We start from the raw sequence: 15895 nt of genomic DNA on the forward strand, positions 1-15895 counted from the left end.
GGGACAAGCCGGGACTGGAGGTGTGAGATGAAGGATATCAAAACCAAAGAAGTTACAACAAAACCAAAGACCAAAAATCCTGCCTCCAGAATCCCGAAGGAGCTGATGCGGACGGCCATACTGGAGAGCAAGGAAAAGTCCCAGACCATCGCAAATGCCAGGGATAATGACATGGAGGAACAGTCCCCATCCGAGTATGCCAGTGGAAAAGTCGCATCCGCAGAGGAATGGGCTGCCAGAAAGTTTGGCAGAACTGTAACCAGCGCCGGAAAGACAGCAGCACAGACTTCCTACGAGAAGATCAAACTGAGAGTTACTGGTAAAAAAGAAGCGCAGAAAGAAGCCGCCAGAGGAACCGGGGACACACAGGCTCCCGATCCGGTCAGTCGGGAAGCACCGAAGCAAAAAAACCGGGAACAGGAGGCATCCCGTGTGAAGGTCAAGGAACGGGAAAACCAGGAAGTCCAGATTCAGAAAGCCAAGCGGCAAAAGGCGATTTCAGATGCCGTCAAAACGAAAGAACAGAAGATCCGGGCAGCTAGGGAGACACCAAGAATCCAGAATGGACAGGAAATGTCGGAAGGTGGATCGCTTTCCATCAAAAGACAAAACCAGAAAAGCAAGGCCGGAGATACCGCAAGGCAGAATGCCATCCGCCAGAAACAGCCGGAAACCATCCGGATCAAGGAAAAGCCACGGAAACAGTTGGAGCCGAAGACCATACAGCGGCGTACTATTAAGACCGCCCCTCCATCTGTGAAGATCAGCATCCAGCCAGAGCAGAAGCTCCGGGTGGCCAGTTCCAACGCCTTGACAGCCCGGATGCAGAAGCAGATGGAACGAAGGGCAGCGAAGCAGGCGGCGAAGAAAGCCGCCTTGCAGACTTCCGATGGAGTCCGCCGGATACAGAAAACGGCAAGGGCAGGGGAGAATACCTTCAAGGCAGCCAAGGCCGCCGTGGAAGCGGCAGCGAAAACCGTACAGTCCATGATAGCTGCACTGGGAGCCGCCGGAGCGGTCATGGTTCTGCTTCTGGTTATCATAGTCGGAATTATTGGCGGTGCCGCATTTTCGGGAAGCTCAGAGAGCAGCGAAGCACTCAGCCAGGAAGTCCTTTCCTACACATCAACCATCCAGAAATACGCCAATCAGTATGGAATCCCCGAATACGTCTCGGTGATACAGGCGATCATGATGCAGGAATCCGGCGGCCGGGGAACCGATCCCATGCAGAGCAGTGAGTGCCCATACAACACCCGGTACTCCAACAGCCCCAATGCCATCCAGGATGTAGACTACTCCATACAGGTGGGAATTCAATATTATGCGGACTGCCTAAGAGAAGCCGGATGCACCAGCCCACAGGATATGGACAAGCTGAAGCTGTCCCTGCAAGGGTATAACTACGGCAACGGATACATAACGTGGGCAATACGAAAATATGGGGGCTACAGTGCAGAAAACGCTTTGCAGTTTTCTAATGAACAGGCGGCTTCACATGGCTGGAGTGCCTATGGGGATCCAGAATATGTCCCTCACGTCCTGCGGTATTATTCCAGCGGCGGATTGTTTGCCGGCCTGTTTGGAGGCAACGGCCAGATTGTATCCGTGGCACTTACCCAGCTTGGAAATGAAGGTGGCCAGAAGTTCTGGTCGTGGTATGGATTTGACAGCCATGTAGCATGGTGTGCCTGCTTTGCCAGCTGGTGTGGAGATCAGGCAGGATTAATCGAAAACGGTAAGATGCCGAAGTTCTCTCTGTGTGATGACGGAATCGCATGGTTTCAGAGCAAGAGAAAATGGAAGAGCCGAGGATACTCGCCAGCGCCCGGAACCCTGATCTTTTTTGACTGGAATGGGGACGGAACCTCAGACCATGTGGGAATCGTGGAGAAAACTGAGGGAAGTACCGTATATACGGTAGAGGGAAACTCCAGCGATGCCGTGAACCAGAGAAGTTATGATATCAATAACGGAACAATCATGGGATATGGCATACTTTGAAAATTAATATGTTGACTCTTAGAGAGTAGTCAATAGTTTAGATTACCTTGACTAAAAAACAAATATAAAGTATTATGTGATTAGCTTTAACTAACTAGAAAAGGAGGGCGCACAATGACAAACCAATATATGACGAAGCTGTATCACGATCTGCTCTCCAACTCTCCGCAGACAGTGACAATAGATATTCCGGCTGATATGGGAACAGGTCAGATTTCGCAAGTTGTTACAAAGCAAGGAGCTGTTGTATCAGACTGGAAAATGAACTATTTTTCAGATATGAATGTGCAGGGTGTAAGCTGCGAAGATTATATTCAACTTTTATTCTGCTTCAATGATGGCGTATCGTGGAATATTGCAGATGCACGTCAAAGTGTCAGCATCCAGAAAGGCGAATCCTGCATTTATCGGGGACATGGTAAAATGGAATATTTGTGTTATTCTGGGAAGAAAGATTTCCTTTTTAAGAATATAAAAATTCCCATGCCATATTTTCACAAAATTTTGAATGACTACTTTGAAGATAGTGAAATAAACGCTTATGAAAAGAAATTACTGACAGGGATTTCAAAAGTGAGCGTTACCCCGTATATGGAGCACATTTTTGCGGAGGTAAAAGATTTTACGCAATACCGAGGTGGTTTAGGGTATTTATTCTTGGAAAGTAAAGTTTTTGAATTGCTGTCTGTATATTTAAGTGAAGTATTGGAACTCAGTATTCTTTCATCGAACCATATTAGCATTTCCAAAAGTGACAGGGATTCGATTACCGAAGCAAAAAGGATTATTGACAGTCAGCTTGCTTTTGCACCAAGCTGCGAGGAATTGGCGCGGCAGGTCAATATCAGCACTTCAAAATTGACGAAGGGCTTTTCCTCCCTGTTCGGAACATCGGTTCATGCGTATGTCATCGACCAGCGGTTAGAAAAGGCGGCAAGCCTGCTGTTAGAAAGTAATTTGAATGTCAGCCAGGTGGCTATACTGGTGGGATATTCAAAAGCGAGCAATTTCGCAGCGGCGTTCAAAAGGAAATACGGAGTGAATCCGAAAAACTATAAAGCAGAAGCTAAGATTGGATAAATGCAAAAATACTGATTTTGGGTAGAATAAAATTGGTTTTGGGTTGGAATCGTGGGCGCAAATTGCTATTATATGTGGTGTGGTTAGAAGAAGCTAACTGCACCACATTTTCATTTTCTCAGAGATAAGGAGGATACTGGTATGAGTTCCCAGAAAAAAAGTTCCCGGCTTGAGGGAAAAGATTTAATTACTATCGGCATCTACACCGTCATCTATGTTGTGATTGTTATGCTGGTGGCGATGCTTGGCTTTATCCCCATTTTTATTCCGCTGATGGCGGTGCTGTGCCCTTTGATTGGCGGCATCCCCTATATGCTGTATGTTACAAAGGCTAAAAAATTCGGGATGACTGCAATCATGGGTTTTCTGATTGGCCTAATCATGGTGTTCTTCGGCAACGGCTATCTTACTATGGTAACTGGTCTCGTTGGCGGCCTGTTGGCCGACGTGATCCTGAAAAAGGCGGACTACAAAAGTGCAAAGAGTACAGTTCTTTCCTGCGGCGTGTTCAGCATCTGGGTGTTTGGCAACTTTGCTCCCATTTTCCTGAACCGTGAAAGCTATATGGTAATGTTGACTGAAGGATACGGCGCTGAATATGCAGCTACCCTTAATACATATATGCCTATGTGGATTGCGCCTATTCTGCTGGTTGCCTGCTTTGTGTTTGGCCTTGTCGGAGGTGTGATTGGGAAAGCTATTTGCAAAAAGCACTTCCAGCGTGCCGGTATTGCATAATGGCGCGGGAAATTCTGCTCAGCAAAAAAACAGAACAAGGGTTACGGCTCGATCCGCGTACAAAACTGTTGCTCATCTTCATCATAAGCATTTTTGTCATGGGTGGAACAGGCGGAGAAGCTATGGGGCTGATCCGCCTTGTTCTTTGTACAGTTCCGGCTATATTGCTGCTTACCTCGAAACAATGTGCAAAAGCTGTGGGCTATATTGCTGTGTTTTCTGCTTTTTATGCTGTTCAAATTTATGTTTTGCCGCACCTTACGGGAATATTGAATTTCCTCGTTCTGTTTACAACAGGATTCTTCTGCCGAATCCTTCCCAGTGTTGCGATTGCTGCCTATGCGGTGAAAACAACAACGGTCAGTGAATTGATTTCCGGCATGGAAAGAATCCATATGCCTAAAGAAGTGACGATCCCCTTAACGGTCATGTTCCGCTTCTTTCCAACTGTCTTTCAGGAGTCAGAAGCAATCAGTGACGCTATGAAAATGCGTGGGATTAAACTTGGAGGGAAAAAATCTTCAAAAATATTGGAGTATAAGCTGATTCCGATGATTACCTGCTCCGTGAAAATCGGTGAGGAACTTTCCGCTGCGGCAATTACCCGTGGCCTCGGTGCTCCTGTCAAACGCACAAACATTTGCCAGCTTAAATTCAATTTTGCCGATGTGGTGCTGATCTTGTTTTGTTGCTTTGTAGTGTTTTGGGCGATTGCTTCCCCGATAATTTCCGCAGGAGGGATTTTGCCATGATAGATTTTCAAAATGTTTCTTTTTCTTATGGTGAAGAATCCAGCGGCGGAGGGATTAGAAATGTCAATCTCACCATAAACACAGGGGAATTTGTTTTACTCACGGGAGAATCCGGCTGTGGGAAAACAACGATTACCCGTTTGGTAAACGGGCTGGTGCCTCATTATTACGAGGGCAATTTAGAGGGTGATGTCCTTCTGGACGGAAAAAGCGTATCAGATACGCCGCTTTATGACTTGGCTGCTATGGTGGGATCTGTATTCCAGAATCCCAAAAGTCAGTTTTTCAACGTGGATACGGATAGTGAATTAGCCTTTGCATGTGAAAATTTAGGCTATCCTCAGGAGGATATCCTGAAAAGGATTGACCGGACAGTTTCCGATTATCATATTGAAGATTTGATGGGGCGAAGCGTGTTTGCTCTGTCCGGGGGCGAAAAGCAAAAAATAGCCTGTGCTTCATCAAGTGTATTGCTGCCGGGAATTATGGTCCTGGACGAACCATCTTCTAATTTGGATATGGCTGCTATTGATGACCTGCGGCAGGTCCTGAGCCTCTGGAAAAAGCAGGGCAAAACAATTCTGATCGCAGAACACCGCCTTTACTACCTTCACGATCTTGCAGATCGTGTGCTGTATGTAAAAGATGGGGAGATTGAACGGGAATACACGCCTGCTGAATTTGACAGCTTATCGGATGGCACTCGAAAAGAAATGGGGCTGCGGCCGTTTTCTCTCTCGAAGTTGAAGCCTGCGAATCAGTATCAGGCGCATACAGCTAAACAGATGGAATTTCAAAATTTCTGCTTTGCGTATAAAAAGCGGGAACCGGAAAGCCTCCATATTCCGAGTGCAGAACTGCCGGTTGGAGAAACGATTGCCATTATCGGTCTGAATGGCGCTGGAAAATCTACTCTGGCCCGCTGTATTTGCGGACTGGAAAAGAAGTGTGGCCTTTTGCAGGTTGACGGGAAAACCCTTGATTGGAAAGCCCGGCTCAAACATTGCTACATGGTAATGCAGGATACCAGCCATCAGCTATTTACCGAAAGCGTGACGGATGAAGTGCTTCTGAGCATTGACAACGAGGATGAAACTGTTGTGGATAAAATCCTTAAACAGTTTGATCTGCTGGAATATAAAGACAGGCACCCGCTTTCTCTTTCCGGCGGGCAAAAACAGCGGGTAGCGATCGCGTCTGCCATTGTGAGTGACCGGGAGATCATTGTGTTTGACGAACCAACCAGCGGGCTTGATCTCAAACATATGCGGGAAGTTGCGCGGAGTTTGAAGTCACTCGCGGATCAGGGCAAAACGCTTCTTGTTATTACGCATGATCCGGAGTTGGTGATGGCGGGATGTTCGTATGTAGTCCATATGGAAAAAGGGCAAATAAAAGAAAGCTATCCATTGGACGAATCCGGCAGTAAAAAGGTTTTGGATTTTTTCCGAATCCGCCAGTGAATTTTAGAAATTATGAATGTCAGGGCCGCCTTGACTGGACAGAAAGATAATGATAAGAGGCCGCTTTACTTTGGCGGCCTCTTGTTTTTGAAGCACAGACAGTACGGCTCAATATAAGGAGGGCTTATGTTCAAAAAAATCTTTGAGTACGCAGGGCCATATAAGAAAAATATGTATGTGGCCACGGTTGTCGTACTGGTCAGCGTTCTTATGGGCGTCCTGCCTTTTGTGCTGGCCTATCAGGTCATTTCGCCATTGGTTATGGGCGATTCTGTTGAAACAGAATTTGTTTTATTGCGTGTTATAGGGGTTTTGATCTGTCTTGTTTTGCAGGCGTTTTTTTATGGATGGGGATTATCAATTTCTCATAAAGCAGCATATAACACATTGTTCCGGCTGCGGGTATCTCTGCAAAAGAAGTTTGAGAAACTTCCCCTTGGCATTGTGGAGGAAAAAGGGACAGGGACAATCAAAAAGCTGTTTGTCGATGATGTGGACAGCTTGGAATTGCTCCTTGCTCATTCAGTCCCGGAGGGTATCGCAAATTTACTGATCCCGCTGGTGATTTATGTTGCTATGTTTTGTGCGGACTGGAAACTGGCTCTTATGTCTTTGGCCTCTATCCCGATCAGCCTGCTCTCCATGGTCATTATGTACTCTGTTGGAATGAAGCGCATGGGTCCCTACTATCAGTCTGCACAGAAAATGAACAACACGATCATTGAGTACATCAATGGTATGGAGGTTGTCAAGGTTTTCAACCGGGAGAGTGAATCTTACGAGAACTTCCGCAAGGATGTAACGGACTATCGGGATTATACCTTGGCATGGTATAAGGCCGCCTGGCCCTGGATGGCGATATACGGAAGTCTACTGCCCTGCACTGTTATTCTGACTTTGCCTCTTGGGGCATGGTTTGTTCTCTGTGGCATAAGCACTTTACCTGATTTGATTTTAGTCCTCTGCCTTTCCCTCAGCATTGGGATTCCTCTCCTGAAAGCACTGGGCTTTATGGAGACGATTCCGAATCTGAATTATAAGATCACGGCACTTGAACAGATGTTAAATACGGCACCGCTGCAAGCTGCTGAGGATGATTTCCACGGACAGGATTTTAACATTTCTTACGATCATGTTTCCTTTGCGTATCAGACGACACAGCCTGGCCCAGATGGGAAACCGATAATAGCGGAAAACGAAGTCCTCCACGATATTACCTTTGTGGCACAAGCAGGACAAAAAACTGCCCTGGTTGGTGAATCCGGTTCTGGCAAGAGCACCCTTGCAAAACTGTTGATCCACTACTATGACCCGCAGAAAGGGAGCATTTCCATTGGCGGGCAGAAACTTTGTGATATGAGCCTGGAGGCATTGAACAGCCGCATTTCCTATGTGGCTCAGGATCAGTACCTGTTTAACACCTCCCTGCTGGAAAATATCCGTCTTGGACGTTTGGATGCTACCGATGAGGAAGTAATGCAGGCGGCGAAGAAAGCCCAGTGTATGGAGTTTCTGGAAAAGCTGCCGCAAGGTATTCACTCCATGGCGGGCGATGCGGGGAAAATGCTTTCCGGGGGGCAGCGCCAGCGAATTTCCCTGGCGCGGGCAATATTGAAGGATGCCCCGATTGTAGTGCTTGACGAGGCCACGGCCTATGCTGATCCAGAAAATGAGGAAAAAATGGAGGCTGCTATTGCGGAGCTGGTGGAGGGAAAAACCTTGGTAGTTATCGCTCACAAACTTCCCGCTATAATGAACGCAGATCAAATATGCGTTATGGATCACGGAAAGATGGTGGCAACCGGAAAACATCAGGAGCTGATTCAAGCTTGCCCAGAATACCAAAAGTTGTGGAAAGCGGCTCAGGACAGCGCCGAGTGGAAAGTATCTACTGCAAAGGAGGGAAGATAAATGTTTGCATTGATTTCAAGAATCCTGAACCTCTCCGGGAGGTATAAAAGCCGTATTCAGGCTGCATTTCTATGTGCATTTGTCGAGTCCATTCTCTCCAAAATGCCGATCTTCATGGCGTTTATTGTCTTGGCCGGGTTTGCTGATAATACGCTGACTGGAAAGACCTGTCTGTTTGTCGGACTTGGATTATTAGCTGTTGTAGTGGTTCAGACAGTGGTTCACTATTTGAGCGACCGTCTGCAAAGTGCCGCTGGATTTATGATCTTTGCTGATAAACGGATGGAGTTGGGAAATCATTTAAGAAAAATGCCGATGGGTTACTTTACATCGGGGAATATTGGCAAAATCAGCTCTGTTCTCAGTACGGATATGGTATTCATTGAGGAAGTTTCTATGAGTACCATTGGCAACATGATGAGCTATATGCTGTCTACTTTTGTTTTATCTGTTTTTATGTTCGTACTGGATTGGAGACTTGGGCTGATTGCGGTAATCATTACCTTGCTGGCATCACTGGTTGCAAAATATATGAATAAGGTTTCCTTCAAGGAGGCTGTCGGGCGTCAAAACCAAAGCGAGAATTTGACGGATGCGGTCTTGTCTTTTGCTGAAGGAATTGGGGTTATCAAAAGTTACAATCTGCTCGGAGAAAAATCTGACGAATTAACGGAAAACTTCAAAAAATCAAGGGATGTCAATACGAAGTTTGAGCAGAAAATGACACCGTGGACCACTGGCTTAAACATTCTCTATGGCGTGGGTATTGCCGCTATCTTCGGTTTATCCGTTTTTTTACATCAGGAAGGCGTACTCTCCCTGGCTTATCTTTTGGGCGTGCTGCTGTTTGTCTTTGATCTCTTTGGACCTCTGAAAGCTCTTTATGGAGAAGCAACCCGACTAACCGTTATGAACGCTGCCCTTGATCGTATTGAAGCGGTATTGGATGAACCGGAACTTTCCGACAACGGCAAGCAGCATATTCCGGCTCAGGCACAGCCGGGACAGCCGGAAGTCCTGTTCAACGATGTTACATTTGCTTATCAGGATAAAGAGGTTCTGCATCATATCAGTTTTGCCATGAAGAAAAATTCTATGACAGCGCTGGTTGGACCGTCCGGTAGCGGTAAGTCCACCATTGCAAACTTGCTGGCGCGACTTTGGGATGTAAAATCCGGCAATGTGACGATAAGGGGCGTGGATATTCGCAATGTACCTCTGTCGGAATTGATGGATCAGATCAGCATGGTATTCCAGCGCGTGTATCTGTTTCAGGACACCATTTACAACAATATCATCATGGGAAAGCCGGATGCCACGGAAGAAGAAGTCTATGAGGCTGCCAGAAAAGCCCGCTGCTATGATTTCATTATGGCTTTGCCCGACGGATTCCAAACGGTGGTTGGTGAGGGCGGTGCAACACTTTCCGGCGGCGAAAAACAGCGTATTTCGATTGCCCGCTGTATTCTGAAAGACGCGCCTATTGTCATTTTGGATGAAGCTACCGCAAGTGTAGATACGGACAATGAAAGCTATATTCAGGAGGCTATTTCCGAATTGGTGAAGGGAAAGACCCTGCTTGTAATCGCTCACCGCCTAAATACCATCCAGAACGCCGATCAGATTTTAGTTATAGACAACGGCCAGATTGCACAGCAAGGAACCCATGAGGAACTTTTGAAACAGTCTGGTATCTATCAGGATTTTGTCAATATCCGAAAGAGTGCGGCTGGCTGGAGTCTTGCTTAATGACGAAAGGAGCTGCCTATGAAACTTCATACTGCCGGAGAGGATTATTTGGAGGCCGTGCTTATACTTCAAAAGAAGCTCGGTATGGTGCGTTCCGTGGATGTTGCTCGGTACATGGAGGTTTCAAAACCCAGCGTATGTTACGCAGTAGGAACTTTGCGAGAGGGCGGTTTTTTGACAATGGATGAAAAGCATTATCTGCACCTGACAGAACTTGGCCGGGATATGGCTGAAAAAATTTACGAACGCCATTGTTTTTTTACTCATCAACTTATATCCGTTGGAGTTAATCCACAAATTGCAGAAGTTGATGCTTGTCGTATGGAACATGCAGTCAGTGATGAAAGTTTTCAAAAACTGAAAGAGCATGCGATGAGAGAGATTGCTTCACAAAAAATTGACAATATATTTGATGATTTTCCTGTGAAGAAGTAGAAAATGTTGCTTTGCTAAAATAGATTAAATATGAAAGACACAAAATACAAGATATTAGCATATTTTGACAATCAATCATATCGAAAACTATTCAATGAGATAAACTCAGATTATGCAGAAAATCTACAAATTTTACTGCATAATTTGAGTTTATTTTCTTATGATGTGCTTATAATAGGAGTGATCCTTTATAAAGAGAACATAAGTAATATTATATCTGCTATTAGAAAGATAACGCAGATACCAATTATTATTTTGACGGATACTTCTTCTTTATTGTGTATGTCATGGAAAAAAGAATTAATATACGCTGGTGCAGACTGTGTAATGGATATAAATAGCACTACAGAAGAAGTAGATCTGCAGATTTTTTCATTGGCACGACGAAATAATAAACAAAAAATAACTCAAAAGCAATCCGAAACGCTGATTAATAAGGGAAAACTTGTAATGAATCATAAGAAACATAAAGTATTTTGGAATAATGTAGCGTTACATTTAACACGACAAGAATATAATTTTTTATATTTATTAGCGGTGACACCGATGAGAGTATACACATTTGAACAGATTTACCAGCTTGTCTGGAAAGATTATCCTGTTGGTGATATTAAAAATATCATCTGGTGTCTGGTAAAGCGACTGAGAAAAAAGCTGAATGTTGTTGAAGATGGTGCTGGGAATTGTATCGTCAGTGTCAGGGATATAGGTTACAAATTTGAATTGAATAAAGAAAACGAACAACAGTAAGGCGAATGATCCGTAAAAAGATTATTCGTCTTATTTTATTTATTCTGGAAAGAAGGTGATAAAAACTGACCGTCAATTGACAGTTTCCTGACCGTTAACTGACAGGTGCATCCGATACACTGTGCCTTTGTAAAGATATGATTACAAAGGAGATCCGTGTTTGCAGGGAGACAGCAGAAATGCCGGACATTCCTGTAGACAGGAAGAACGGACCAGAGCACCGCCACACTCCGATTTGATTTCGCAAAAATTCAGATCGGAGGAAAACATAAGTGGCTTACAATAAAGCAAAAGAAGAATATAGATGGAACCAGTGGAAAGCAGAGGAAGAGAAGATCCTGCGTGAACAGGGCGTGGATGAAGAGACGATCCAGAAGCTTCGGGAGTACGACTGGGACGATTTCAATGCAGAGCGGAGATTCCGGGAACACCAGACCTCGCTTCTGGACTGTATGGAACTGCTCCTGGAAGAAAAAGAAACCAAAGAGTCCCAGCCGGAGAGCGTAGAAGCCCTGCTGGATACCGAAGAATATACAGAGGCGTACTATTAAGACAGCCCCTCCGTCTGCGAAGATCAGCATTCAGCCAGAACAGAAGCTCCGTGTGGCCAGCTCCGACGCCCTGACAGCCCGGATGCAGAAGCAGATGGAACGAAGGGCAGCGAAACAGGCGGCGAAGAAAGCAGCTTTGCAGACTTCCGATGGAGTACGCAGGATACAGAAAACGGCAAGGGCAGGGGAGAATACCTTCAAGGCAGCCAAGGCCGCCGTGGAAGCGGCAGCGAAAACCGTACAGTCCATGATAGCTGCACTGGGAGCCGCCGGAGCGGTCATGGTTCTGCTTCTGGTTATCATAGTCGGAATTATTGGCGGTGCCGCATTTTCGGGAAGCTCAGAGAGCAGCGAAGCACTCAGCCAGGAAGTCCTTTCCTACACATCAACCATCCAGAAATACGCCAATCAGTATGGAATCCCCGAATACGTCTCGGTGATACAGGCGATCATGATGCAGGAATCCGGCGGTCGGGGAACCGATCCCATGCAGAGCAGTGAGTGCCCATACAACACCCGGTACTCCAACAGCCCCAATGCCATCCAGGATGCAGACTACTCCATACAAGTGGGAATCCAATATTATGCGGACTGCCTGAAGGAAGCCGGATGCACTAGTCCCCAGGACATGGACAAGCTGAAACTGTCTCTGCAAGGATATAACTACGGTAACGGATACATAACGTGGGCTCTCCGAAACTATGGGGGCTACAGTGCAGAAAACGCTTTGCAGTTTTCCAATGAACAGGCGGCTTCACATGGCTGGAGTGCCTATGGGGATCCAGAATATGTCCCTCACGTCCTGCGGTATTATTCTAGCGGCGGATTGTTTGCCGGCCTGTTTGGAGGCAACGGCCAGATTGTATCCGTGGCACTTACCCAGCTTGGAAATGAAGGTGGCCAGAAGTTCTGGTCGTGGTATGGATTTGACAGCCATGTAGCATGGTGTGCCTGCTTTGCCAGCTGGTGTGGAGATCAGGCAGGATTAATCGAAAACGGTAAGATGCCGAAGTTCTCTCTGTGTGATGACGGAATCGCATGGTTTCAGAACAAGGGAAAATGGAAGAGCCGAGGATACTCGCCAGAGCCCGGAACCCTAATCTTTTTTGACTGGAACGGAGATGGAACCTCAGACCATGTAGGAATCGTGGAGAAAACCGAGGGCAGTACCGTATACACCGTAGAGGGAAACTCCAGTGATGCCGTGAACCAGAGAAGCTACGATATCAATAACGGAACGATCATGGGATATGGTATACTTTGAAAATTAATATGTTGACTCTTAGAGAGTAGTCAATAGTTTAGATTACCTTGACTAAAAAACAAATTAGAGAATGAGTATGAATTTTACAATAAAAAGAGGTGCAAACTTAGCGCCTCTTTTTTGTGAGTGCGCCTAGCGGCGCACGTTTCTAACGGGTTAAAGTCCCGAATCCGCCCGGTAGTGGGAAGGATATAGCCGAAGGCAAGGGTGTCCATCGTGAGATGGAATCTGAAGGAAGCTGGATGTGAGGAACATACTAACTCATGGGCAAATCTCTGGTCTGACGAACAGAAATCTCATATAAGGTTATGCATGAGGATAAGGCTGCTTACCAAGTCGAAGTCCAATAACTACACGGAATCATGCATGATAAATGAGGCAGATGGATGGAGAGGAAGAAACGTGTGGTACCTAGGGAGGTCTGTGCGGTACGCCTTGAAAGAGGTAACCACTGCATAAAGCAATGCTGAACGCACAGAAGTCAGCAGAGGTCATAGTAGCCGAGAGGTGAAGGACCGAATCAGTAGGAGTCTTGAGTATGACCGAGAAAGGAGGAATGACCGTCTATGCCAGAAAACATTGAAAACAATGGCTGTTCGCAAAGAGATAATGCGGAACATGAAGGGTATGTGAAAGCGTCTAGGTCATTCAATCGGATATGGAAAGAAAGAGACAGTGCACAGCCGAGACTTTTAGAAGCGATCCTGTATAAAGATAACTTTAACAGAGCGTATAAGAGAGTTAAGGCAAACAAGGGAGCACCAGGAATTGATGGCATGACCATTGAAGAGGCTCTTCCATATCTAAAGGAGCATCAACAAGAGATAACCGACCGCATTTATCGTGGAAAGTATACTCCGTCTCCAGTAAGACGAGTTGAGATTCCCAAACCAGATGGTGGTGTGCGAAAGCTTGGTATACCAACGGTGATAGACCGTACAATCCAACAGGCAATCACGCAAGAGTTAGTGCCAATCTATGAACCGCTGTTTGCAGATGGTAGCTTTGGCTATCGTCCGGGCAGAAGTGCGAAGGACGCAATACAAAAAGTGAAAGAGTATGCAGAACAAGGATACACATATGCAGTATCCTTAGATTTATCAAAATACTTCGACACACTGAACCATGAAATTCTCCTTAACTTACTCCGTAAGAATGTAAAGGACGAACGGGTGGTGCAGTTGATTAAGCGATATCTGAAAAGCGGGGTAATGGAGAACGGAGTAGTCATGGAAACAGAGGAAGGTTCGCCACAAGGAGGAAATCTATCCCCACTACTGGCGAATATCTATCTCAATGAGTTTGACCAGGAGTTTTTGAAGAGAGGAGTCCCATGCGTCAGATATGCAGATGACATCGTGCTCCTTGCGAAGAGCAAACGGGCATCGGAGAGACTTCTGGAAAGCAGTACGAAATACCTTGAAGAGAAACTGAAACTTACAGTCAACAGAAAGAAAAGCCGTACTGTCAGTGTGTTTGCAATCCGAAATTTTAAGTATCTAGGCTTTGCATTGGGAAGGAATGGAACGGGTATTTATGTTCGCGTTCATCCAAAGTCATGGAGAAAGTTTAAGTCGAGACTGAAAGAGTTGTCTTCCCGTAAACGATGTCAGTCAATCAAGCCAAGCCTTGAGAAAATCAAGATATATGCAAGAGGATGGCTGAACTATTACGGAATAGCAAGCATGAAGAACAACATCGAAGAGATCAACGGATGGCTCTACCACAGAATACGCATGTGTATATGGAAACAGTGGAAACTTCCAAAAACAAAGAAAAGAAATCTGATAAAGATGGGAGTACACGAATACTATGCGAATATGGCGGCAAACTGCCGAAGAGGACACTGGTATTGTGCGAATCTGACAACAGTTAAGAAAGCCATGACAAAAGAGAGACTGATAAACGGTGGCTTCTATGATTTAGCCACAGCCTATCAGTCCGTGCACGTCAACTATTGAAACCGCCGTGTACCGAACGGTACGCACGGTGGTGTGAGAGGACGGCGGTTAGTCACCGCCTCCTACTCGATTAATATAATTAAAAAATTTCTAAAAAAATGGCAAGTGATTCTAATCTTTACGCATATTATAATTATTTTTTCGGTAAATTTCAGGCGATTGATTAAAATAGTTTTTAAAAGCGCTAGAAAATTTACTTGCGTTTTGATACCCTAAATGTTTGGCTATAGATGAAATTGATAATTCATTCTTTTTAAGTAACAGTGAAGCATATTTCATTTTGGATTGTCGAATGTATGTCCCAATAGGAACACCATACATTTTTTTGAATGATTCTCGAAGTTTAGTTTGTCCCATTGCTGCTATTTTGCAAAGCTGCGAGAGTTCTGGTGGGTTTAAAATATTCTGTTCAATAGCCAGACGTACAGATTCCAGCGCCTTTTTCTCTTGTTTGGAAAGAGACTGGTGTTTAGATGCTATCTCCTGTCGCTGTTTATGAAAGTTGCCTGCCACAATAGAAAGCAGTTCACCCACTTTGCTTTCGTAGTAAAGACGGGAGGTTTCGCCAGCAATCAGTTTATCCCGTATCTGCAAAAACAGGGTTCCAATTTCCGGGGTATTATAATCAAAAGCTTTCCAATCATAAACCTCTGCATAGTCAAAATCGTCCGGGGTAAAACGGTCTTGCAGATTTTTCTCTATGTAATCTTCAAACAGCAAAACTGACGCATAGCTGATTGGTATATTGGGTTGATATAATACTCGCCCCTGTGACGGCTTATTTAGATAAAGGTGGATTCCCTCTGTGATGGGTTGGGCTTTCCGCCCATTCTGGATCAGGGTAACACCGCCGGATTCCAAATAATAAATTTTCACCAGCTTTTGATTGATCTCATATTTACGTTCCATTGAGGCGTATGGTATCCAGCTTCCGGTTGACAGGAATAATCCATCTGTCGGTTGAACCTGATAGATATTTCCATAGCCTTGTCTGTTTTGCGGCTGCAAGGTGCAGATTCCATTATGATTATCCTGTCGAAAATGATAATCATGCAGATAAAAAGAAGCATCCCCTAATTCGTGCGCGGCCTGTGTAGAATCGGTCTGCATCCTGCTCACCCCCGTTTCTTATGTAGTCGGAATAATCCGCAGTATCTTTTTTTATGCTCCAAAATGTCGCAAAGGCTGTCAGCAAAACCACAAAAAGCACTGATATATCCGGTTGTTTTTCCACTTT

The 15895-nt window shown here is 45.3% G+C and carries 12 protein-coding genes and 1 pseudogene; 12 read left to right on the plus strand and 1 reads right to left on the minus strand.

Annotation, left to right across the window (positions count from 1 at the left end; all coding sequences use genetic code 11):
• Positions 1–27 precede the first annotated feature (27 nt).
• The 12 genes and pseudogenes from MUB35_RS17925 to ltrA all read left to right on the plus strand — a co-directional run bounded on the left by MUB35_RS17925 (position 28) and on the right by ltrA (position 14658).
• The gene (locus MUB35_RS17925) at positions 28–2004 is read left to right on the plus strand and encodes a lysozyme family protein (protein ID WP_240577351.1); all 1977 of its coding nucleotides are present in this window, start codon (positions 28–30) and stop codon (positions 2002–2004) included.
• A 114-nt stretch (positions 2005–2118) separates the two neighbouring features.
• Positions 2119–3084 (plus strand): helix-turn-helix domain-containing protein, encoded by a 966-nt coding sequence (locus tag MUB35_RS17930; protein ID WP_117802428.1) that lies wholly within the window; start codon positions 2119–2121, stop codon positions 3082–3084.
• A gap of 141 nt (positions 3085–3225) precedes the next feature.
• Positions 3226–3822 carry an MptD family putative ECF transporter S component gene (locus MUB35_RS17935; RefSeq protein WP_005601664.1) on the plus strand — a complete coding sequence of 199 codons (597 nt, stop codon included), beginning with the start codon at positions 3226–3228 and terminating at the stop codon, positions 3820–3822.
• Positions 3822–4574: an energy-coupling factor transporter transmembrane component T gene (locus MUB35_RS17940; RefSeq protein WP_006428309.1), complete on the plus strand. Its 753-nt coding sequence runs from the start codon at positions 3822–3824 to the stop codon at positions 4572–4574. Before MUB35_RS17935 ends, MUB35_RS17940 begins: the two co-directional genes overlap by 1 nt.
• The gene (locus tag MUB35_RS17945; protein ID WP_117889139.1) at positions 4571–6037 is read left to right on the plus strand and encodes an ABC transporter ATP-binding protein; all 1467 of its coding nucleotides are present in this window, start codon (positions 4571–4573) and stop codon (positions 6035–6037) included. The genes MUB35_RS17940 and MUB35_RS17945 overlap by 4 nt, the downstream gene beginning before the upstream one ends.
• 126 nt (positions 6038–6163) lie before the next feature.
• The gene (locus tag MUB35_RS17950; protein WP_117889140.1) at positions 6164–7948 is read left to right on the plus strand and encodes an ABC transporter ATP-binding protein; all 1785 of its coding nucleotides are present in this window, start codon (positions 6164–6166) and stop codon (positions 7946–7948) included.
• A complete protein-coding gene (locus MUB35_RS17955) occupies positions 7949–9697 on the plus strand; it encodes an ABC transporter ATP-binding protein (RefSeq protein ID WP_015563842.1) in 1749 nt (582 codons plus the stop codon).
• 18 nt (positions 9698–9715) lie between these two features.
• Positions 9716–10132 (plus strand): metal-dependent transcriptional regulator, encoded by a 417-nt coding sequence (locus MUB35_RS17960; protein ID WP_240577352.1) that lies wholly within the window; start codon positions 9716–9718, stop codon positions 10130–10132.
• Between the two features lie 30 nt (positions 10133–10162).
• Positions 10163–10882: a winged helix-turn-helix transcriptional regulator gene (locus MUB35_RS17965; RefSeq protein ID WP_240577353.1), complete on the plus strand. Its 720-nt coding sequence runs from the start codon at positions 10163–10165 to the stop codon at positions 10880–10882.
• A 272-nt stretch (positions 10883–11154) separates the two neighbouring features.
• Positions 11155–11433 (plus strand): hypothetical protein, encoded by a 279-nt coding sequence (locus MUB35_RS31030; RefSeq protein ID WP_306800648.1) that lies wholly within the window; start codon positions 11155–11157, stop codon positions 11431–11433.
• A pseudogene (locus MUB35_RS17975) lies at positions 11408–12697 on the plus strand (lysozyme family protein); the annotation flags it as partial. The gene MUB35_RS31030 and the pseudogene MUB35_RS17975, both read left to right, overlap by 26 nt.
• 566 nt (positions 12698–13263) lie before the next feature.
• A complete protein-coding gene (gene ltrA, locus MUB35_RS17980) occupies positions 13264–14658 on the plus strand; it encodes a group II intron reverse transcriptase/maturase (RefSeq protein WP_244791299.1) in 1395 nt (464 codons plus the stop codon).
• Between the two features lie 111 nt (positions 14659–14769).
• On the opposite strand, the gene MUB35_RS17985 is transcribed toward ltrA, so the two are convergent.
• Positions 14770–15768 (minus strand): helix-turn-helix transcriptional regulator, encoded by a 999-nt coding sequence (locus MUB35_RS17985; protein ID WP_117638850.1) that lies wholly within the window; start codon positions 15766–15768, stop codon positions 14770–14772.
• Between the last annotated feature and the right edge of the window lie 127 nt (positions 15769–15895).

This window comes from Blautia sp. NSJ-175, assembly GCF_022867815.1.
Taxonomy (GTDB): Bacteria; Bacillota; Clostridia; order Lachnospirales; family Lachnospiraceae; genus Blautia; species Blautia celeris.

Coding starts and splice junctions, on each gene's coding strand:
- MUB35_RS17925 (WP_240577351.1), top strand. CDS start 28: ATGAAGGATATCAAAACCAAAGAAGTTACAACAAAACCAAAGACCAAA.
- MUB35_RS17930 (WP_117802428.1), top strand. CDS start 2,119: ATGACAAACCAATATATGACGAAGCTGTATCACGATCTGCTCTCCAAC.
- MUB35_RS17935 (WP_005601664.1), top strand. CDS start 3,226: ATGAGTTCCCAGAAAAAAAGTTCCCGGCTTGAGGGAAAAGATTTAATT.
- MUB35_RS17940 (WP_006428309.1), top strand. CDS start 3,822: ATGGCGCGGGAAATTCTGCTCAGCAAAAAAACAGAACAAGGGTTACGG.
- MUB35_RS17945 (WP_117889139.1), top strand. CDS start 4,571: ATGATAGATTTTCAAAATGTTTCTTTTTCTTATGGTGAAGAATCCAGC.
- MUB35_RS17950 (WP_117889140.1), top strand. CDS start 6,164: ATGTTCAAAAAAATCTTTGAGTACGCAGGGCCATATAAGAAAAATATG.
- MUB35_RS17955 (WP_015563842.1), top strand. CDS start 7,949: ATGTTTGCATTGATTTCAAGAATCCTGAACCTCTCCGGGAGGTATAAA.
- MUB35_RS17960 (WP_240577352.1), top strand. CDS start 9,716: ATGAAACTTCATACTGCCGGAGAGGATTATTTGGAGGCCGTGCTTATA.
- MUB35_RS17965 (WP_240577353.1), top strand. CDS start 10,163: ATGAAAGACACAAAATACAAGATATTAGCATATTTTGACAATCAATCA.
- ltrA (WP_244791299.1), top strand. CDS start 13,264: ATGCCAGAAAACATTGAAAACAATGGCTGTTCGCAAAGAGATAATGCG.
- MUB35_RS17985 (WP_117638850.1), bottom strand. CDS start 15,768: ATGCAGACCGATTCTACACAGGCCGCGCACGAATTAGGGGATGCTTCT.